Source organism: Salmonella sp. A1325 (assembly GCF_056991255.1).
This window is the reverse complement of record NZ_JAMLWO010000002.1, coordinates 557,364-576,809: the sequence shown is the minus strand read 5'-3', so window position 1 is coordinate 576,809 and position 19,446 is coordinate 557,364. Positions and strand designations below refer to the sequence as shown.

General features: G+C 51.7%; 16 protein-coding genes and 1 other RNA gene. 10 read left to right on the top strand and 7 right to left on the bottom strand.

Annotated features, from left to right (window positions below):
- Positions 1 to 57 precede the first annotated feature (57 nt).
- The 7 genes from gatD to garD all read right to left on the bottom strand — a co-directional run bounded on the left by gatD (position 58) and on the right by garD (position 7,390).
- A complete protein-coding gene (gene gatD / locus NAZ64_RS06705; RefSeq protein WP_000844174.1) occupies positions 58 to 1,101 on the bottom strand; it encodes a galactitol-1-phosphate 5-dehydrogenase in 1,044 nt (347 codons plus the stop codon).
- A gap of 43 nt (positions 1,102 to 1,144) precedes the next feature.
- Positions 1,145 to 2,518 (bottom strand): galactitol-specific PTS transporter subunit IIC, encoded by a 1,374-nt coding sequence (locus NAZ64_RS06700; RefSeq protein WP_000490601.1) that lies wholly within the window; start codon positions 2,516 to 2,518, stop codon positions 1,145 to 1,147.
- Positions 2,519 to 2,521: 3 nt separating this feature from the next.
- On the bottom strand, positions 2,522 to 2,806 hold the full coding sequence (gene gatB / locus NAZ64_RS06695; RefSeq protein ID WP_000824293.1) for a PTS galactitol transporter subunit IIB: 285 nt from the start codon (positions 2,804 to 2,806) through the stop codon (positions 2,522 to 2,524).
- Between the two features lie 30 nt (positions 2,807 to 2,836).
- A complete protein-coding gene (gene gatA / locus NAZ64_RS06690) occupies positions 2,837 to 3,301 on the bottom strand; it encodes a PTS galactitol transporter subunit IIA (RefSeq protein WP_000080445.1) in 465 nt (154 codons plus the stop codon).
- A 14-nt stretch (positions 3,302 to 3,315) separates the two neighbouring features.
- Complete coding sequence (gatZ, locus tag NAZ64_RS06685; protein WP_001805535.1) at positions 3,316 to 4,587, bottom strand: tagatose-bisphosphate aldolase subunit GatZ; 1,272 nt, start codon at positions 4,585 to 4,587, stop codon at positions 3,316 to 3,318.
- A gap of 119 nt (positions 4,588 to 4,706) precedes the next feature.
- Positions 4,707 to 5,561 (bottom strand): tagatose bisphosphate family class II aldolase, encoded by an 855-nt coding sequence (locus NAZ64_RS06680; RefSeq protein ID WP_483640892.1) that lies wholly within the window; start codon positions 5,559 to 5,561, stop codon positions 4,707 to 4,709.
- 257 nt (positions 5,562 to 5,818) lie between these two features.
- Positions 5,819 to 7,390, bottom strand: a complete 1,572-nt coding sequence (garD, locus tag NAZ64_RS06675; RefSeq protein ID WP_024797476.1) for a galactarate dehydratase — start codon at positions 7,388 to 7,390, stop codon at positions 5,819 to 5,821.
- 529 nt (positions 7,391 to 7,919) lie between these two features.
- Here garD and garL point away from each other — a divergent pair.
- From garL to pflB, 10 genes are all read left to right on the top strand, one after another.
- Entirely contained in the window at positions 7,920 to 8,690 is a 771-nt protein-coding gene (garL, locus tag NAZ64_RS06670) for a 2-dehydro-3-deoxyglucarate aldolase (protein WP_001057715.1), read from the top strand.
- Between the two features lie 25 nt (positions 8,691 to 8,715).
- Positions 8,716 to 9,606 (top strand): 2-hydroxy-3-oxopropionate reductase, encoded by an 891-nt coding sequence (gene garR, locus NAZ64_RS06665; RefSeq protein WP_000178106.1) that lies wholly within the window; start codon positions 8,716 to 8,718, stop codon positions 9,604 to 9,606.
- Between the two features lie 97 nt (positions 9,607 to 9,703).
- Complete coding sequence (gene garK / locus NAZ64_RS06660) at positions 9,704 to 10,849, top strand: glycerate 2-kinase (protein ID WP_000706464.1); 1,146 nt, start codon at positions 9,704 to 9,706, stop codon at positions 10,847 to 10,849.
- 32 nt (positions 10,850 to 10,881) lie between these two features.
- Positions 10,882 to 11,256: RNase P RNA component class A (gene rnpB, locus NAZ64_RS06655), an RNA gene on the top strand.
- Between the two features lie 48 nt (positions 11,257 to 11,304).
- Positions 11,305 to 11,859 carry a hypothetical protein gene (locus NAZ64_RS06650; protein ID WP_483640891.1) on the top strand — a complete coding sequence of 185 codons (555 nt, stop codon included), beginning with the start codon at positions 11,305 to 11,307 and terminating at the stop codon, positions 11,857 to 11,859.
- A 540-nt stretch (positions 11,860 to 12,399) separates the two neighbouring features.
- Positions 12,400 to 13,338 carry a transcriptional regulator TdcA gene (gene tdcA, locus NAZ64_RS06645; RefSeq protein ID WP_001094907.1) on the top strand — a complete coding sequence of 313 codons (939 nt, stop codon included), beginning with the start codon at positions 12,400 to 12,402 and terminating at the stop codon, positions 13,336 to 13,338.
- A gap of 97 nt (positions 13,339 to 13,435) precedes the next feature.
- Positions 13,436 to 14,425 carry a bifunctional threonine ammonia-lyase/L-serine ammonia-lyase TdcB gene (tdcB, locus tag NAZ64_RS06640; RefSeq protein ID WP_000548368.1) on the top strand — a complete coding sequence of 330 codons (990 nt, stop codon included), beginning with the start codon at positions 13,436 to 13,438 and terminating at the stop codon, positions 14,423 to 14,425.
- A 20-nt stretch (positions 14,426 to 14,445) separates the two neighbouring features.
- Positions 14,446 to 15,777 (top strand): threonine/serine transporter TdcC, encoded by a 1,332-nt coding sequence (gene tdcC, locus NAZ64_RS06635; RefSeq protein WP_000108129.1) that lies wholly within the window; start codon positions 14,446 to 14,448, stop codon positions 15,775 to 15,777.
- 66 nt (positions 15,778 to 15,843) lie between these two features.
- Positions 15,844 to 17,052 (top strand): propionate kinase, encoded by a 1,209-nt coding sequence (gene tdcD, locus NAZ64_RS06630; RefSeq protein ID WP_115285652.1) that lies wholly within the window; start codon positions 15,844 to 15,846, stop codon positions 17,050 to 17,052.
- A gap of 33 nt (positions 17,053 to 17,085) precedes the next feature.
- Positions 17,086 to 19,380: a formate C-acetyltransferase gene (gene pflB, locus NAZ64_RS06625; RefSeq protein WP_000867316.1), complete on the top strand. Its 2,295-nt coding sequence runs from the start codon at positions 17,086 to 17,088 to the stop codon at positions 19,378 to 19,380.
- Positions 19,381 to 19,446: the final 66 nt, after the last annotated feature.

The following is a 19,446-nucleotide window of genomic DNA, read 5'->3' as shown; positions in this document are numbered from 1 at the left end:
GTGAACGCTAAATTTCGAAAGGAAATGTGAGCCAGCGCAGGTTGCTGGCTCGTACCATCAGGAAAGTTGAAGTAAGATTTTGCCCTGCATGGGCGCGCCATTAAGCGCTTTGACTGCTTCTGCAAAGCTTTCCGCATCGCCGCGATGGGCAATGAGAGGGGTCAGTTGAAGACGTTTTTCAGCCAACAGGCGCGCTGCGGTTTCCCATTCCTCTCCTGGCCATGGCGCGGAGTAGTTCATCCAACTGCCGAGGAGCGTGAGCTCTTTACGCAAAATTAGCCCGAATGTACGCGTTGTCAGGGTGAGATCGTGATGTAACGTCCCCACCAGCGCCAGTTGCGCGCGCGGCCCGGCGATATCGATAGCCAGCGAGACGGTCTGGGGAGTTCCTGCCGTTTCGAGAACCAGTTGATCAAACTGAATGTCGGACAACGCGGTCTGGATGTCGTCGGCGGTCATTTCCCGGCTATTACAGGTATGCGTTGCGCCGAGCGCTTTCGCCAGTTCCAGTTTCTGCGGATTGATATCAATCGCCGTTACGCTTCGCGCGCCCAGTTCCCGCGCGCACTGTAAGGCCAGCAGGCCAATTGTCCCGGCACCAACGATAATTACGTTTTTCCCCTCGCAGCCCTGCGCCAGATGAAAGGCGTGTAAGCCCACGGTAATCGGTTCGATAAACGCGCCATCTTCAATCGGCATATCAGACGGCAAGCGGAAAAGATTGGCCCGTTTGACCACCACATATTCCGCATTACCGCCTTCGCTGCGCGATCCTACAAACTGATACTGTTTGCATAAAGAAAAGTAACCGCGTTCGCATTGCGGACAGTGAAAGCAGGGAAGAAGCGGGACACAAGCGACGGCATCGCCGGGCTGCATATCCGTTACGCCTGTGCCGTAGGATTCAACGTAGCCGCTGAATTCATGACCTAACGTAATAGGATAATAATGGGCGCCCTGCGCGAAAATACGCGGGATATCTGACCCGCAAAGCCCTGAGCTAACGACTTTGACCAACACATCGTCCTCGGCTTGCAGTTGTGGTAAGGGGCGTTCTTCAACGCGCACGTCTCCCTCAGCGTGAATAACCACTGATTTCATAACATTCTCCAGGAAGGTGAGGGGAGCGATTGCTCCCCTAAAATTAAGAGGCGATTTGACTTTGCTGTAGCGCCGTGGCTTTCTCAGCCGCGACAAACTGTCGGGCGCGACGCCAGGTCAGCAGTACGCCGGCCAGATAGATAATGGCAATGACGGCGAAGCCGACGATATTCTGCCAGGTAAAAAGTTGAATCAGCAGCCAGGTGATGGGAGAACCGCCCTGATCCAGCGAGGCGACTTGTCCGCCTGCTTTTAGCGCTCCGGCATTGGCAGCCAGTTGGGTATGCAGGCCAATCGTCTGGGTGGCTATCCACAGGGTGATACCCATAATAATGACACCTGAAATCAGCGTGCGGAACAGGTTGCCCTGGTGTACCGCGACCGCCATCGCAATAAAGAAACCGATGGTGGCGAGGTCGCCGAACGGCAGCACCTGGTTTCCCGGTACTAAGACGGCAATCAGGATGGTCAGCGGAATGAATATCAGGCTCGCGGAGACAACAGAGGTATGACCGAGCAGTAGCGCTGGATCAAGGCCTATCAGGAACTCCTGCCCGCCAAATTTGGCCTGTAGACGTTTACGCGCATGTTTCGCGATAGGCGTTAGGCCATCCATAATAGGTTTAATGACGCGTGGCATAAGCAGCATCACCGCTGCGGTTTTGACCGCCAGTTGCAGAACGGCTTTGGCGTCGTAGCCTGCCAGTACACCAATCACCAGCCCCATCACGAAGCCGACAGTCACCGGCTCGCCAAACGGTCCGAAGCGTTTCTGGACATCGTCTGCGCTAAAGTGAATACGATTGAGACCCGGAATTTTTTCGATAATGGTATCAACGAGCACCGCCACGGGGCCCAGGTACGCGGATGAGCCGTGTGGGATTGCAATCCCCTCCAGGCCAAAATAGTCGCGGGTATCTTTGGCAAACCAGTCCCCCAGTTTGTAGACAAAGGCGGCATGAACCACAACGCCCAGAATCCCCAGCCAGTATGAACCGGTCGCCAGATGCAGCATGGCGCCCGTGAAGGTCATGTGCCAGATATTCCAGATATCGACATTCACCACGCGGGTCATGCGGGTCACCAGCATCAGGACGTTAACCCCAATGGCGACAGGGATCGCGACCAGCGCGATTTGTGACGCCCAGGTCATGGGCGATGAACCTGGCCAGCCGACGTCAATAACGTGGAGATTGATTTGGAAATGTTCCGCCATGGCTTTCGCCGCGGGGCCGATAGAATCCAGCATCAGGCCGATGACCAGACCAATACCCACGAAGCCGATACCAATATGCAAACCCGATTTAAAACAATCCCCAAGCTTCATTCCCAGCAGTTTAGAGAACACGATGATCACCAGAGGCAACATCACCGTTGGGCCTAAGTCGAGGATATAACGCATTATTTCGCTAAACATACGTTACCCCATGAGAATGGACAGAATTTTTTGCTGTAATGCTTCAATACCCACGCCGGAAACAAAAGGCATACCGTGAACGACGGGAATATCGCCGAAGGCGCGATCGACCCTGGCAGTGGTACAGATAAGATCGGCGCCGTCCATATAGGTTTCGATTTCGGTGACCCGGCATTGCACTAAGTCGAGCTCAATATGGTTGGCATCACATAGCTCTTTAATTTCTTCCGCAGCCATCGTTGAGGTTGCAACCGCACCGCCACAGGCCACAATTACTTTACGTTTCATAGGGTATTCCTCATTATTATCAATTTATTATCAAACCTGGACGCACTGCTCAGGCTCAAGGATGGTTTCCTGAAAGCGTATCGCCAGTTCGGCATCCGGCGCGCTTAACAGGGCATCGAGGGTGCTCGGGTTCTGTAGCTCACTAAACAGGCGGCGCAGAAGTTTTAGCTGTGCCGCCGGGTTTTCAACGATTAAGGCGATGATTAACGAAACGGCAATCTCTTCGTCATCATCCGCCTGTTGAAACATGACCGGCTTATCTGGACGAATCAGATAGATAGCGGGTGATTTCGCATGAACCGCCTCGCAATGAGGGATAGCGACGGCGTGACGCTCCAGCGCAATGCCGGTAGGAAAAGACGCTTCACGTTCCACCAGCGCCTGTGGATAACTATCATGTACCACGCCTTTCGCCAGCATCTCTTTGCCAATGTGCGCCAGCGCCTGTTGGCTCGAGTCGAATGTGATTCCGGTTCGGACAAATAGTTGGCTCATAAATTCTCCATTATTCAGGCGACATCCGGCGTGCAACCGAAGCGATAAGCGCGCAGAACATCCTGAATTTTGTCAATAATCAGGTTATGCGGCGTGGGGGTGAGCACGCCCTCAGACAGGCGTTCAAACTGTACGGGCATAAACTGGCTAATTAATCCCAGCGGCAATGTGACGTTGTTCAGATTGGCGATTAACTTCTCTACGCTTTGACGAATACGCGGGTGCGGCCAGTAATAGCGAATACGGTCAGACAAACTAAAGTGGATGTCGACCATCGCCTGGCTCCAGGTTGGACGGTAGTATTTTTTCCAGTAGCCTGGCTCGTTTAGCATAACTTCATCAATGACCTCCAATACCCGACTACGTTGTTCCGGGGAGATCAGTTCGTTTTCCATTTGCGCAAGTGCGAAAATGGCTTCGCGCAGCGCGAAAGTGAGCGCCGGGCCGACCTTCAGAATGGCGTAATGATCGCGTACCAGCGCACGGTAGGCCTGGCGAGTTTGGTAATCGGTGGAGTGTGCTTCATAGACCATCGGCGTTTCTTTTATCCAGTCGGAAAGCGCTTTAGCGGCCTGCGGTTGATAGTGGATAATCTGTGTATGGTCGAATTCTACGCCCGGCTGTACGACAATCGCGATAACCCGGTTCAATGCCTCCTCCAGCCCCAGGGCGCGAAAAGCAGCCTGATGCGTTTGCAGCGTGCGGGCCGCATCCTGTTCGCGGGTAACATGCACGGCGTTAATGGCGCTGGCTTCCCCGCCCGGAACCGGAACTTCAGTGCCGATAACATAGGTTAAATGGCGTTTTTGTTCGTCGGTCGCCGTCGTTTCCGCTGCCTGGCAAAGCAGGGCGGCGCGTTTAGCGACAACCATTGGGTCCAGCGGCGTCGGATCGTCAGCGCAGGACATAGAGGCATCAAGATGGATTTTGCTAAACCCGGCAGCGACGTAAGCCTTAATGAGTTCGACGGATTTTTCCATCGCCGTATCTGCAGGTTCGTTTTGCCAGCAGTTAGGTCCCAGGTGATCGCCGCCTAAAATAAGCCGTTCTCGTGGAAAACCCACTTCCTGGGCGATGCCATAGACAAAATCACGAAAGTCAGCCGGTTTCATGCCGGTATAACCGCCAAACTGATTAACCTGGTTAGAGGTCGCTTCGATCAGAACTTTGTTCCCGCTATTCAGATCAAAACGTAATGCAGATTCAATCACCAGCGGGTGTGCTGAACATACGGAACAGATCCCTATCTGTTCCCCTGCTTTGTGACGAGAAATTATTTCTTTCACTTCTGGCTCCGATATCTTTTGTTTATCTTCATAATATTTTTGGTTTGAAGGCAAAGGATAATAATGGCTTTCGTGATCCAGCTATGAAAACGCCCTTTGCCGTGCTAAATCCGGGGGCTTTAGAGCTTCCCTTCACAACCGCAGTCGGCAATCACTTTACGTACAACCTCTTTCATGGCCGCTTTCGCCGGGATCATGTAATGGCGGGGATCGCTGGCCTCTGCGTGTTGCGTTAAATAGTTTTTAAGCGCGCCGGAAAAGGCGATTTTAAGCTCGGTGGCGACGTTAACTTTGCAGATGCCCAGCGAAATAGCGCGGGTAATATCGCGGGTCGGCAGGCCAGAGGCGCCGTGAAGGACTAAGGGGACATCAACCCGCTGACGAATTTCCGTCAGTCGTTCAAAATCAAGTTTTGGTTCAGCGGTGTAGAGGCCGTGAGCGGTGCCGATAGCAATGGCTAACGAGTCGATACCCGTTTTTTCTACAAATTCCCGGGCCTGTTCCGGATGGGTATAAAGCGCATCTTTACCGTCAACGATAAGATCGTCTTCCTGCCCGCCGAGACGCCCAAGTTCAGCTTCAACGCTGACATCGTAGCGATGACAGTAATCAACCACACTTTTCACCAGCGCAATATTGTCGGCAAAGGGGAAATGCGACCCGTCGATCATGACCGAGCGTACCCCGGCGGCGACTTTCATTTTGATGTCGGCCAGTTTTTCATGATGATCGAGATGTACCGCGAGAGGATGGTTCCAGCTTTTCGCCAGTTCTGCGGCGATGGCCACGATATTACCGACGCCTGCGTAGCTAAAGGTGCCTGGCGTACCGGCGACAATCAGCGGAGAGCGCAATTCTGCGGCGGTTTCCACCACCACTTGCAATGTCTCCAGGTTGTGGATGTTAAACGCCGGCACAGCATAGCCTTCCCGCTGCGCCTTCTTTAGCATTGTTCTGCCTGAAATGATAAACATCCTTCCTCCGAAATCTTTCGTTTGTTTTCTTTGAAAGAATTTATAGGCTTTCGGAATGTTTTTTTGTGATTTTGATCTGATAAATGAAAGTTTCGAAATAAAATGGAAGTTATCGAAAGTCAGGCGTAAAAAAAGCATGTCGGGCAGACATACTTCAGGCTACAGACTAAGGGCGAAAAAATACCGGGTAGCGCTGGCGCTTACCCGGTCTACAGATTATGCGGTTATACCCTGGTCGGAGAAGGGTACTGACTGGATCAGGTCACTGGCGCCGGGTTAAATATCGCCAGCTGGTTATGCAATCCCCACTGGTCCGAGAAAGTCTTTTTCCGGCCGCTGGCGACATCGAGAATAAAGTGAAACAGCTTCCAGCCCACATCTTCGATTGTCTCTTCACCCGTGGCGATGGTGCCTGCATTGATATCCATTAAGTCATACCAGCGGTTCGCCAGCTCGGTACGCGTCGCCATTTTAATGACCGGCACCGCCATCAGCCCGTAAGGCGTGCCGCGTCCGGTGGTAAAGACCTGTACGGTAATGCCGGAAGCGACCTGCTGCGTGCCGCAGACGAAATCGCTGGCGGGCGTCGCGGCGTAAATCAGGCCGCGTTTGGTGGGGCGCTGGCCCGGCGACAATACTTCGACAATGGCGCTCTTACCCGATTTAGCGATAGAGCCCAACGCTTTTTCCACGACGTTCGCCAGGCCGCCTTTTTTGTTGCCAGGGGACGGGTTAGCGCTGCGATCGGTTTTCCCCATATCAAGGTAGTTATCGTACCAGGCCATTTCATCCAGCAGGCGTTTACCCACGGCTTCGTTGATGGCGCGCGGCGTCAGAAGATGAATGGCATCGCGCACTTCGGTGACCTCCGAGAACATGACGGTCGCGCCGCAGCGTACCAGCAGATCGGAAGCATAACCCACCGCCGGGTTTGCCGTGACGCCGGAAAACGCATCGCTGCCGCCACACTGCATCCCGACGACCAGCTCGGAGGCCGGGCAGGTTTCGCGCTGGCGCTGGTTCAGTTTCGTCAGATGGCGTTCGGCGACCTGCAAAATATCGTCGACCATTGATTTAAAGCCGACATGCTGCTCGTCCTGTAAACGCACAATACTGGCGCTTTCAACGGCGATGGCGGGGACATCCTCGGTGCCTTCCAGCAGTCGTTCCGGCTGCAGTTTTTCGCAACCGAGGCCAATCACCATCACTTCGCCGCCAAAATTGGGGTTGAGTGCGATGTTATGAATTGTGCGAATCGGCACGACCGCCGCCGGCGCGTTGATTGCCACGCCGCAGCCGTACAGATGGTTTAGCCCTACAACGCCATCGACATTCGGGTATTTGGGCAGCAGATCGCGCTCAATTACTTTCACCACATAATCGACCACGCCCGCCACACAGTGCACGCTGGTGGTAATGCCAAGCAGATTTTTGGTGCCGACGCTGCCATCGGCGTTACGATAGCCCTCAAACGTGTAGCCTTCCAGCGGCGGCAGCGGTTCCGGTACTTTGGTCGCCAGCGGTAGCGTATTCAGCGGCGGCGCTTTTGGCAGTTCAACCAGCGACTCGTCGATCCAGCTTCCGCGCGGGATGTTGCGTACCGCATAACCGATGACTTCGCCATAACGGATGATTTCGCCGTGAGCGGGGATATCCGTCAGAGCGACTTTATGGCCTTGCGGAATATGTTCAGTCAGTTCCAGGCCATCCGGAAAACGTGTTCCTGCTTTAAGACCGTGGTCATTAACAATAATTGCGACATTATCGGTTTCATGTACTTTTATATAAAACGCCGATGGCGATTCCTGGCGAATTTCGATATTGGCCATTGTTCAACATTCTCCAGCCTGGATGATAGAAATAGGATTATCTATTTTGGTTATGGTTAAATCGTTAAATCTCAATATAAGAAATAAAGTTCATGCATAATGAAATAAGAATGACAGGAGTATAAATATAAGAATGTGATCCAGATCACCGCAAATTATGAAATTTTTTATGCAGGCCGGGTAAAGCGTAAATGTGTGCATTAGCGCCCAGTATCATGGGCGTATGCTCAAAAATAAGCGTTAAACAATCCCTTTTTAATGAGCGTTTGCACAATGATTATCCGCCATAGGCTGTTTATACTGAATGGCGAATTCAGTGTATCTGACGAGTTATTTGAAAATACCATGATAATAATAAAAGACGATAAAGATATCAGAACGGTATATTGTGCTACAGGATGTGTACCACATTAGAAATAGAATGCGGAGACCCATTCTGATTTCAGATAAGCATTTTATTGTCGTTGCTATAAGTTATGGTGGCGGCATCACATGTAGAGAATTAAAGAAATAAGCGAAGGTATAAGCGATGAATAACGCTATTTTCCCGAATAAGTTTAAAGCGGCGCTGGCGGCGCAACAGGTGCAGATTGGCTGCTGGTCTGCACTGGCAAGCCCAATCACCACCGAAGTTCTCGGTCTGGCGGGATTTGACTGGCTGGTGCTGGATGGCGAACATGCGCCGAACGATGTGACCACCTTAATTCCGCAGTTAATGGCATTGAAAGGCAGCGCCAGCGCGCCTGTAGTACGTGTGCCAACCAATGAACCGGTCATTATCAAACGGATGCTGGATATTGGGTTTTATAACTTCCTGATCCCCTTTGTTGAAACGCAAGAGGAAGCGGCTCGCGCCGTCGCCTCGACGCGTTACCCGCCGGAAGGCATTCGCGGCGTCTCCGTTTCTCACCGCGCGAATATGTTCGGTACGGTGCCTGATTACTTTGCGCAGTCGAACAAAAACATCACCATTATTGTTCAAATCGAAAGCCAGTTGGGTGTCGACAATGTTGATGCCATCGCCGCAACGGAAGGCGTTGATGGCATTTTTGTCGGCCCAAGCGATCTGGCCGCCGCGCTGGGTCATCTCGGCAATGCTTCTCACCCTGACGTGCAGCAGACGATTCAACATATTTTCGCCCGCGCTAAAGCGCACGGTAAACCGTGCGGCATTCTGGCGCCGGTAGAGGCGGATGCCCGCCGTTATCTGGAATGGGGCGCGACCTTTGTCGCCGTTGGCAGCGATTTAGGCGCATTCCGCGCCAGCACGCAGAAGCTTGCCGACACCTTTAAAAAATAATCCTGGTATGGAAAGAGAGAACGCTATGACGATGAAAGTTGGCTTTATTGGCTTAGGCATCATGGGTAAGCCCATGAGCAAAAACTTACTGAAAGCAGGGTATTCGCTGGTGGTGTCCGATCGTAATCCTGAAGCGATTGCTGACGTCATTGCCGCAGGCGCGGAAACGGCCTCTACGGCGAAGGCGATCGCTGAACAGTGTGACGTCATCATCACGATGCTGCCTAACTCTCCGCATGTGAAAGAGGTTGCGCTGGGCGAGAACGGTATCATCGAAGGCGCGAAGCCGGGAACCGTATTGATTGATATGAGTTCTATCGCGCCGCTGGCAAGCCGTGAAATCAGCGATGCGCTGAAGGCGAAGGGCGTTGAGATGTTGGATGCGCCGGTCAGCGGCGGCGAGCCGAAGGCGATTGATGGCACGCTGTCGGTGATGGTGGGGGGCGATAAAGCCATTTTCGACAAGTACTACGACCTGATGAAAGCGATGGCGGGTTCCGTGGTGCATACCGGCGATATCGGCGCAGGCAACGTCACAAAACTGGCTAACCAGGTGATCGTGGCGTTGAATATCGCCGCCATGTCTGAAGCGCTGACGCTGGCGACTAAAGCGGGCGTTAACCCGGATTTGGTCTATCAGGCGATTCGCGGCGGTCTGGCTGGCAGCACGGTACTGGATGCGAAAGCGCCGATGGTCATGGACAGAAACTTTAAGCCAGGTTTCCGTATCGATCTGCACATTAAAGATCTGGCGAATGCGCTGGATACCTCCCACGGCGTTGGCGCGCAGCTCCCGCTGACCGCCGCCGTTATGGAAATGATGCAGGCGTTACGCGCGGATGGACACGGTAATGACGACCATAGCGCGCTGGCGTGCTACTACGAAAAACTGGCGAAAGTGGAAGTCACTCGCTAACGACGTTGTGCCCGGATGGCGTGTAGCGATCCGGGCCTGAATTTCAGGCTGGATAAGTGAAACGCCATCCGGCGTTGTGCAGTAACAGGCTACCACTATGAAAATCGTAATTGCCCCCGACTCCTACAAAGAAAGCCTTTCTGCCGCCGAGGTAGCGCAGGCGATAGAAAAAGGATTTCGGGAAATTTTCCCCGATGCGCAATATGTCTCTGTTCCGGTTGCCGATGGCGGCGAAGGAACGGTTGAAGCCATGATTGCCGCGACGCAGGGCGTTGAACGCACCGCATGGGTGACCGGGCCGTTGGGTGAAAAAGTGAAAGCCTGCTGGGGAATGTCCGGGGATGGTAAAACCGCGTTTATTGAAATGGCGGCGGCCAGCGGACTGGCGCTGGTTCCACCAGAAAAACGCAACCCTTTGATTACTACCTCGCGGGGAACGGGGGAGCTGATATTGCAGGCGCTGGAAAGCGGCGCAAGCAATATCATTATCGGCATTGGCGGCAGCGCGACAAATGACGGCGGTGCGGGGATGATGCAGGCGTTAGGCGCAAAACTGCGCGATGCAAACGGCGCGGATATCGGTTACGGTGGCGGAAGCCTTCATTGTCTAAGCGACATTGATATTTCAGAGCTCGATCCCCGTTTAAAACTCTGCGCGATTCGTGTCGCTTGCGATGTCTCTAATCCTCTGATCGGCGACAACGGCGCATCACGAATTTTTGGGCCGCAGAAAGGCGCGACCGAAGAGAACATTGTTGAGCTGGACAGAAATCTTGCTCACTATGCCGACATCATAAAAAAATCGCTGAATGTCGACGTAAAGGCGGCGCCCGGCGCAGGCGCGGCAGGCGGTATGGGGGCGGCGTTAATGGCTTTTCTCGGTGCGGAATTACGCAGCGGGATCGAAATTGTCACGGCGGCACTGAACCTGGAGGAGCATATCCACGACTGTACGCTGGTGGTGACGGGAGAAGGGCGGATTGATAGCCAAAGTATTCGCGGTAAAGTGCCGATTGGCGTCGCGAATGTGGCGAAAAAATATCATAAGCCAGTGATTGGCATTGCCGGCAGCCTGACGCACGATGTAGGGATAGTGCATCACTATGGCATCGACGCTGTCTTTAGCGTACTCACGCGCATCGTGACGCTGGAGGAGGCTTTTCGGGGCGCTTTTGACAATATTTATCGGGCATCCAGAAATGTTGCTGCCGCTCTGGCGATAGGAATGCGCAGCGCAGGGTGACAAAGTCGCGCGAACCCTCTATACTGCGCGCCGAAGCTGACCAGACAGTCGCCGCTTCGTCGTCGTCCTTTCGGGGAGACGGGCGGAGGGGAGGAAAGTCCGGGCTCCATAGGGCAGGGTGCCAGGTAACGCCTGGGGGGGAAACCCACGACCAGTGCAACAGAGAGCAAACCGCCGATGGCCCACGCAAGTGGGATCAGGTAAGGGTGAAAGGGTGCGGTAAGAGCGCACCGCGCGGCTGGTAACAGTCCGTGGCACGGTAAACTCCACCCGGAGCAAGGCCAAATAGGGGTTCATAAGGTACGGCCCGTACTGAACCCGGGTAGGCTGCTTGAGCCAGTGAGCGATTGCTGGCCTAGATGAATGACTGTCCACGACAGAACCCGGCTTATCGGTCAGTTTCACTTCTTCATAAAACCCGCTTCGGCGGGTTTTTGCTTTTACAGGGCGGCAGGATGAATGACTGTCCACGACGCTATACCCAAAAGAAAGCGGCTTATCGGTCAGTTTCACTTCTTCATAAAACCCGCTTCGGCGGGTTTTTGCTTTTACAGGGCGGCAGGATGAATGACTGTCCACGACGCTATACCCAAAAGAAAGCGGCTTATCGGTCAGTTTCACTTCTTCATAAAACCCGCTTCGGCGGGTTTTTGCTTTTACAGGGCGGCAGGATGAATGACTGTCCACGACGCTATACCCAAAAGAAAGCGGCTTATCGGTCAGTTTCACTTCTTCATAAAACCCGCTTCGGCGGGTTTTTGCTTTTACAGGGCGGCAGGATGAATGACTGTCCACGACGCTATACCCGAAAGAAAGCGGCTTATCGGTCAGTTTCACCTCTTCATAAAACCCGCTTCGGCGGGTTTTTGCTTATCAGGCCGGTGAAGGGTATAGAGGTTGCAGAAGACGCCAGCGTCACCATCCGGCAATTAATTGACAGCCGTGGTGACATAATATTATTCGTTTTTGTGATGAGAAACACAAAACGCTATAGACTGCGCTCTTTTTAGTTGAAGTGAAAAGTAATCGATTTCTTTCGCAAAATTACATCCTGAAAAACAGCAAAAAAGCGGTGTAAATTATTTGTTGTAAATGAAAATTAAATGTATGAAATATTTTGGTTAAAATTTTATTAAATGTTTCTTTACAAACAAATAAGGTAAAAAAATGTGACGCGTAACGGTTTTTAAGCGCATTTACCTTCGGTTTATACTTAAATTTGAGAAATTACGCTTTAAATTTAACGCTGGAATTGTCGATAAAATGTCCCGTAATTGATTGAAATATCGTCTTCACAGGATGTCGAAAATAGGAGGTAAAATAGACTGGTTATCGCCATAATATATCGTTATCCCGACCCTATTTTTTGATTGAAATCAGACTAAGTTGCTGTTTTATTTTTGTAGCTCATTGAATTAATAGGCTTTCTTTATTTAATAAAGACCATGTAAAAATTGCGGTAAGTTAATTTGTGAGTGGTCGCACATAACCTTTAAGATTTAATTTGCTACACTTCCTGCCGTTCACAATGTTATTTCAGAGCGGTAGATATGAATACTCTTGTTCTCCCTAAAACACAGCATTTGGTGGTCTTTCAGGAAGTCATTAGAAGTGGTTCTATCGGTTCTGCCGCAAAATCGTTAGGGTTAACCCAGCCCGCCGTCAGTAAAATCATTAGCGATGTTGAGGCCTATTTTGGCGTTGAGCTAATTGTACGTAAAAATACCGGCGTTACGTTGACCGAAGCGGGACAGGTACTGCTTTCCTGGTCTGAATCTATCACCCGCGAAATGAAAAACATGATCAACGAGATGAACAGTATGACGTGCAATACCGTTGTCGACGTCTCGTTTGGCTTTCCTTCGCTGATTGGCTTTACCTTCATGTCCGATATGATTCATAAGTTCAAAGAGGTCTTTCCAAAAGCGCAGGTATCCATGTACGAAGCCCAGCTCTCTTCATTCCTGCCGGCCCTGCGCGACGGGCGGCTGGACTTTGCTATCGGTACGCTCAGTAATGAAATGCAGCTACAGGATCTGCATGTCGAGCCGCTGTTTGAATCAGAGTTTGTCCTGGTAGCCAGCAAGTCCCGAACATGCACCGGCACCATCACACTGGAATCGTTAAAAGACGAACAGTGGGTGTTGCCGCAAACGAATATGGGCTACTACAGCGAATTACTCACCACTCTACAACGAAATGGCATCAGCATCGAAAACATTGTTAAAACAGATTCCGTTGTCACAATATATAATCTTGTTCTCAATGCTGATTTCTTAACTGTTATTCCCTGCGATATGACCACGCCTTTTGGCTCTAATCAATTTATCACGATACCCATAAAAGACACGTTACCCGTCGCACGTTATGCGGCGGTATGGTCTAAAAATTATCGTATCAAAAAAGCCGCTTCAGTATTAGTAGAATTGGCTAAACAATATTCATCATATAATGGATGCAGACGCAGGCAGTTAATAGAAATTGAATGATATGGAATAAACATATTTAGCGAAATTGACGTCACCTGTTTCTTTTGAACAGTGGGCAACGGTAACTTATTTTTAATACCCAGGTTAAGAGGTTATAATGCACATTACATACGATCTCCCGGTTGCAATTGAAGATATCCTCGAAGCGAAAAAAAGACTAGCGGGGAAGATATATAAAACGGGAATGCCTCGCTCTAACTATTTTAGTGAACGTTGCAAAGGCGAAATATTTCTCAAGTTTGAAAATATGCAGCGTACGGGTTCATTTAAAATTCGTGGCGCTTTTAACAAACTTAGCTCGTTAACGGAGGCGGAAAAACGTAAAGGCGTCGTGGCCTGTTCCGCAGGTAATCATGCACAGGGCGTTTCTCTTTCTTGCGCAATGCTGGGTATTGACGGCAAAGTCGTGATGCCGAAGGGCGCGCCAAAGTCAAAAGTGGCGGCCACCTGTGATTATTCGGCGGAAGTGGTGCTCCACGGTGACAACTTCAATGACACCATTGCTAAGGTGAGTGAAATTGTCGAAACCGAAGGCCGCATTTTTATTCCGCCTTACGACGATCCAAAAGTCATTGCCGGACAGGGCACTATTGGTCTGGAAATTATGGAAGATCTGTACGATGTCGATAATGTCATCGTGCCTATTGGCGGCGGCGGTTTAATTGCAGGTATTGCCATTGCGATTAAATCGATTAACCCGACCATTAAAGTTATCGGCGTACAGGCCGAAAATGTTCACGGTATGGCGGCGTCTTATTACGCTGGCGAAATAACCACGCACCGAACGACCGGCACCCTGGCGGATGGTTGTGATGTCTCCCGCCCGGGTAATTTAACCTATGAAATTGTTCGTGAATTAGTCGATGACATTGTTCTGGTTAGCGAAGATGAAATTCGTAACAGCATGATCGCTTTAATTCAGCGCAATAAGGTTATTACTGAAGGCGCTGGCGCTCTGGCCTGCGCCGCACTATTAAGCGGGAAATTAGATAGCCATATTCAGAACAGAAAAACGGTCAGTATTATTTCTGGCGGCAATATCGATCTTTCTCGTGTATCACAAATTACGGGTTTAGTTGACGCTTAATCTTTTCGTGAGGATAGGATATGAGTACTACTGATAGCATTGTATCCAGCCAGGCAAAACAGTCGTCATGGCGTAAATCGGACACGACGTGGACGCTGGGTTTATTTGGTACCGCCATTGGCGCCGGGGTGCTGTTTTTCCCTATCCGCGCCGGGTTTGGCGGGCTTATCCCCATTCTGCTGATGCTGGTTTTAGCTTACCCCATTGCGTTCTATTGTCACCGGGCGCTGGCGCGTCTGTGTTTATCCGGGTCTAATCCGTCCGGCAATATTACGGAAACGGTCGAAGAGCACTTTGGTAAAACGGGCGGGGTAGTTATCACGTTCCTTTACTTCTTTGCGATTTGTCCGCTGCTGTGGATTTATGGCGTCACCATCACTAACACGTTCATGACGTTTTGGGAAAACCAGTTGCAGATGCCAGCGTTGAATCGCGGTTTCGTGGCGCTGTTCTTGCTGCTGCTGATGGCCTTTGTGATCTGGTTTGGTAAGGATCTGATGGTTAAGGTGATGAGTTACCTGGTATGGCCGTTTATCGCCAGTCTGGTGCTAATCTCATTATCGCTGATTCCTTACTGGAACTCGGCGGTTATCGATCAGGTTGATCTCAGTAATATCGCGCTGACCGGGCATGATGGCATACTGGTTACGGTGTGGCTGGGCATCTCTATCATGGTGTTCTCCTTTAACTTTTCGCCCATCGTCTCTTCCTTCGTGGTGTCTAAGCGTGAAGAGTATGAGAAAGAGTTTGGTCGCGAATTTACCGAGCGGAAATGTTCACAGATCATCTCGCGCGCCAGTATGCTGATGGTCGCCGTGGTGATGTTCTTCGCCTTTAGCTGCCTGTTTACGCTCTCTCCGCAGAACATGGCGGATGCGAAAGCGCAGAACATTCCGGTACTTTCCTACCTGGCCAACCATTTCGCCTCTTTGTCGGGGACAAAATCTACTTTTGCAACGGTGCTGGAGTATGGCGCGTCTATCATCGCGCTGGTTGCTATTTTCAAATCTTTCTTCGGTCACTACCTGGGGACGCTGGAAGGGTTGAACGGCCTGGTGCTGAAATTCGGTTATAAAGGCGATAAAACCAAAGTCTCTATGGGCAAGCTTAACACCATCAGCATGATCTTCATTATGGGGTCTACCTGGGTCGTAGCTTACGCAAACCCGAACATTCTGGACCTGATTGAAGCGATGGGCGCGCCGATTATCGCCTCGCTGTTATGCCTGCTGCCGATGTACGCCATTCGTAAAGCGCCGTCGCTGGCGAAGTACCGTGGTCGTCTGGATAACGTGTTCGTCACCCTGATTGGTCTGCTGACCATCCTGAATATTGTCTACAAATTGTTCTAATCCTCACGTTTAGCCTGCGTTCCGCCCCAGGGCGCGGACGCAGGCTGACATCGACGGAGGCACTACATGAATGAATTTCCGGTCGTTCTGGTCATTAATTGCGGCTCATCTTCTATCAAATTCTCTGTACTGGATGTCGCTACCTGTGATGTTTTAATGGCGGGAATAGCAGATGGGATGAATACTGAAAACGCCTTTTTATCTATTAATGGCGATAAGCCGATACACCTCGCGCACTCTAATTATGAGGACGCGTTAAAAGCCATTGCCTTTGAGCTGGAAAAACGTGATTTAACGGATAGCGTGGCATTAATTGGTCACCGTATTGCGCACGGTGGAGAGCTATTTACACAGTCCGTCATTATTACCGATGAGATTATCGATAATATTCGTCGGGTATCGCCTTTGGCGCCGCTGCATAATTACGCTAATTTAAGCGGCATTGACGCGGCGCGGCGCCTTTTCCCGGCCGTGCGTCAGGTGGCGGTATTTGATACCAGTTTCCACCAGACGCTGGCGCCGGAAGCCTATTTGTACGGATTGCCGTGGGAGTATTTTTCCAGCCTGGGTGTGCGTCGCTACGGCTTTCACGGTACGTCGCATCGCTATGTTTCGCGGCGCGCGTATGAACTGCTTGACCTCGATGAAAAAAACTCGGGTCTGATTGTCGCGCATCTGGGCAATGGGGCGTCTATCTGCGCGGTACGCAATGGTCAGAGCGTGGATACCTCAATGGGGATGACGCCGCTTGAGGGGCTGATGATGGGCACTCGCAGCGGCGACGTTGATTTCGGCGCGATGGCGTGGATAGCCAAAGAAACCGGGCAGACGTTGAGCGATCTGGAGCGAGTGGTGAATAAAGAGTCCGGTTTGCTCGGCATCTCCGGGTTGTCATCCGACCTTAGAGTCCTGGAAAAAGCCTGGCACGAAGGACATGAGCGCGCCCGGTTAGCGATAAAAACATTTGTCCACCGTATCGCCCGTCATATTGCCGGACACGCGGCATCGTTACATCGGCTGGATGGCATTCTTTTTACCGGCGGTATTGGTGAAAATTCAGTATTAATTCGCCAGTTGGTAATTGAACATTTGGGCGTGCTGGGGCTTACGTTAGACGTTGAAATGAATAAGCAGCCGAATTCTCACGGCGAGCGCATTATTTCCGCTAACCCTTCTCAGGTTATTTGCGCTGTTATTCCCACGAATGAAGAGAAAATGATTGCCCTTGATGCCATTCATTTAGGCAACGTGAAAGCACCAGTGGAATTTGCATAACTTAACGGCTGTTCTGTAGAGAGATTATTTTTCATGAAGGTAAATATCGATACCAGCGATATGCTGTATGCCGAAGCATGGCGTGATTTTAAAGGTACGGACTGGAAAGAAGAAATTAATGTCCGTGATTTTATTCAGCATAACTATACGCCCTATGAGGGGGATGAATCTTTTCTCGCCGACGCGACGCCAGCGACCACGGCGTTGTGGGAAAAGGTGATGGCGGGAATACGTATCGAGAACGCGACCCATGCGCCGGTGGATTTCGATACCAACATCGCGACGACGATTACCGCGCACGATGCGGGGTATATTGAAAAAGATCTGGAAAAAATCGTCGGTTTACAAACAGATAAGCCGCTTAAACGCGCTTTGCATCCGTTTGGCGGCGTTAACATGATCAAAAGTTCATTCCACGCCTATGGCCGCGAAATGGACGCCGATTTTGAATATACCTTTACCGATCTGCGGAAAACCCATAATCAGGGCGTATTCGATGTTTACTCGCCGGATATGCTGCGCTGCCGTAAATCCGGCGTATTAACCGGTTTGCCGGATGGTTATGGTCGCGGGCGCATTATTGGCGATTATCGCCGCGTCGCGCTGTATGGCATCCGTTATCTGGTACGCGAACGCGAGCTGCAATTCGCCGACCTGCAGTCGAATCTGGAGCGGGGACAGAACCTTGAGGCGACGATTCGCCTGCGTGAGGAGTTGGCGGAGCACCGTCGCGCGCTGCTGCAAATGCAGGAGATGGCGGCGAAATACGGCTACGATATCTCCCGCCCGGCGCGAAACGCGCAGGAAGCGGTACAGTGGCTCTACTTCGCTTATCTGGCGGCGGTAAAATCGCAAAATGGCGGTGCAATGTCGCTGGGAAGAACCGCCTCGTTCCTTGATATCTACATTGAGCGCGATTTCAACGCGGGCCTTCTGACAGAGCAGCAGGCGCAGGAACTGATCGACCATTTCATCATGAAGATCCGCATGGTGCGCTTCCTGCGCACGCCGGAATTTGACTCGCTCTTTTCCGGCGATCCGATCTGGGCCACCGAAGTTATTGGCGGGATGGGGCTTGATGGCCGCACGCTGGTGACGAAGAACTCCTTCCGTTATCTGCATACCCTGCACACGATGGGGCCAGCGCCGGAGCCGAACCTGACCATACTGTGGTCAGAAGCGTTGCCGGTGGCATTCAAAAAATATGCTGCGCAGGTCTCCATCGTGACCTCATCTTTGCAGTATGAAAACGACGATTTAATGCGTACCGACTTTAACAGCGACGATTATGCCATCGCTTGTTGCGTCAGCCCGATGGTCATCGGCAAGCAGATGCAGTTCTTCGGCGCGCGCGCCAACCTTGCCAAAACGTTGCTGTACGCTATCAATGGCGGCGTTGATGAGAAACTGAAAATCCAGGTTGGGCCGAAAACCGCGCCGTTAACGGATGAGGTGCTGGATTACGACGCGGTAATGGAGAGCCTCGACCATTTTATGGACTGGCTGGCGGTGCAGTACATTAGCGCGCTGAACATCATTCACTACATGCACGATAAGTACAGCTATGAAGCTTCGCTGATGGCGCTGCACGACCGTGATGTGTATCGGACGATGGCGTGCGGCATCGCCGGACTGTCGGTGGCGGCGGATTCCCTGTCCGCTATCAGGTACGCTCAGGTGAAGCCGATCCGCGACGAAAACGGCCTTGCCATCGACTTCGCTATTGAAGGCGAGTATCCGCAGTACGGCAACAACGATGAGCGCGTGGACAGCATCGCCTGCGACCTGGTGAAACGCTTTATGCAAAAAATTAGCGTGTTGCCGACGTATCGCAATGCGGTGCCGACGCAGTCCATTTTGACCATCACCTCGAACGTCGTGTACGGGCAGAAGACCGGCAATACGCCGGATGGACGCCGCGCCGGAACGCCGTTCGCGCCGGGGGCGAACCCGATGCATGGTCGTGACCGCAAAGGGGCGGTAGCCTCGCTGACGTCGGTGGCGAAACTGCCGTTTACCTACGCCAAAGACGGTATTTCGTACACCTTCTCGATTGTGCCTGCGGCGCTCGGGAAAGAAGATGCGGTGCGGAAAACCAATCTGGTCGGCCTGCTGGACGGCTATTTCCATCATGAAGCACAAGTAGAAGGCGGGCAGCATCTGAACGTCAATGTCATGAACCGTGAAATGTTGCTGGATGCGATTGAACATCCGGAAAACTACCCGAACCTGACGATCCGCGTTTCCGGCTATGCCGTGCGCTTCAATGCGCTGACTCGTGAGCAGCAACAGGACGTTATTTCGCGCACCTTTACTCAGGCGATGTAACGTGAACGGGGCGATCGTGTGGATCGCCCCGCGACGGATCTTCACTGAACGGTAATCTTAGGGGGA

What these genes read in the sequence shown, in the direction of transcription:
- gatD (WP_000844174.1), bottom strand. Translation starts at nt 1,101, where the DNA reads ATGAAATCAGTGGTTATTCACGCTGAGGGAGACGTGCGCGTTGAAGAA.
- NAZ64_RS06700 (WP_000490601.1), bottom strand. Translation starts at nt 2,518, where the DNA reads ATGTTTAGCGAAATAATGCGTTATATCCTCGACTTAGGCCCAACGGTG.
- gatB (WP_000824293.1), bottom strand. Translation starts at nt 2,806, where the DNA reads ATGAAACGTAAAGTAATTGTGGCCTGTGGCGGTGCGGTTGCAACCTCA.
- gatA (WP_000080445.1), bottom strand. Translation starts at nt 3,301, where the DNA reads ATGAGCCAACTATTTGTCCGAACCGGAATCACATTCGACTCGAGCCAA.
- NAZ64_RS06680 (WP_483640892.1), bottom strand. Translation starts at nt 5,561, where the DNA reads ATGTTTATCATTTCAGGCAGAACAATGCTAAAGAAGGCGCAGCGGGAA.
- garD (WP_024797476.1), bottom strand. Translation starts at nt 7,390, where the DNA reads ATGGCCAATATCGAAATTCGCCAGGAATCGCCATCGGCGTTTTATATA.
- garL (WP_001057715.1), top strand. Translation starts at nt 7,920, where the DNA reads ATGAATAACGCTATTTTCCCGAATAAGTTTAAAGCGGCGCTGGCGGCG.
- garR (WP_000178106.1), top strand. Translation starts at nt 8,716, where the DNA reads ATGACGATGAAAGTTGGCTTTATTGGCTTAGGCATCATGGGTAAGCCC.
- garK (WP_000706464.1), top strand. Translation starts at nt 9,704, where the DNA reads ATGAAAATCGTAATTGCCCCCGACTCCTACAAAGAAAGCCTTTCTGCC.
- NAZ64_RS06650 (WP_483640891.1), top strand. Translation starts at nt 11,305, where the DNA reads ATGAATGACTGTCCACGACGCTATACCCAAAAGAAAGCGGCTTATCGG.
- tdcA (WP_001094907.1), top strand. Translation starts at nt 12,400, where the DNA reads ATGAATACTCTTGTTCTCCCTAAAACACAGCATTTGGTGGTCTTTCAG.
- tdcB (WP_000548368.1), top strand. Translation starts at nt 13,436, where the DNA reads ATGCACATTACATACGATCTCCCGGTTGCAATTGAAGATATCCTCGAA.
- tdcC (WP_000108129.1), top strand. Translation starts at nt 14,446, where the DNA reads ATGAGTACTACTGATAGCATTGTATCCAGCCAGGCAAAACAGTCGTCA.
- tdcD (WP_115285652.1), top strand. Translation starts at nt 15,844, where the DNA reads ATGAATGAATTTCCGGTCGTTCTGGTCATTAATTGCGGCTCATCTTCT.
- pflB (WP_000867316.1), top strand. Translation starts at nt 17,086, where the DNA reads ATGAAGGTAAATATCGATACCAGCGATATGCTGTATGCCGAAGCATGG.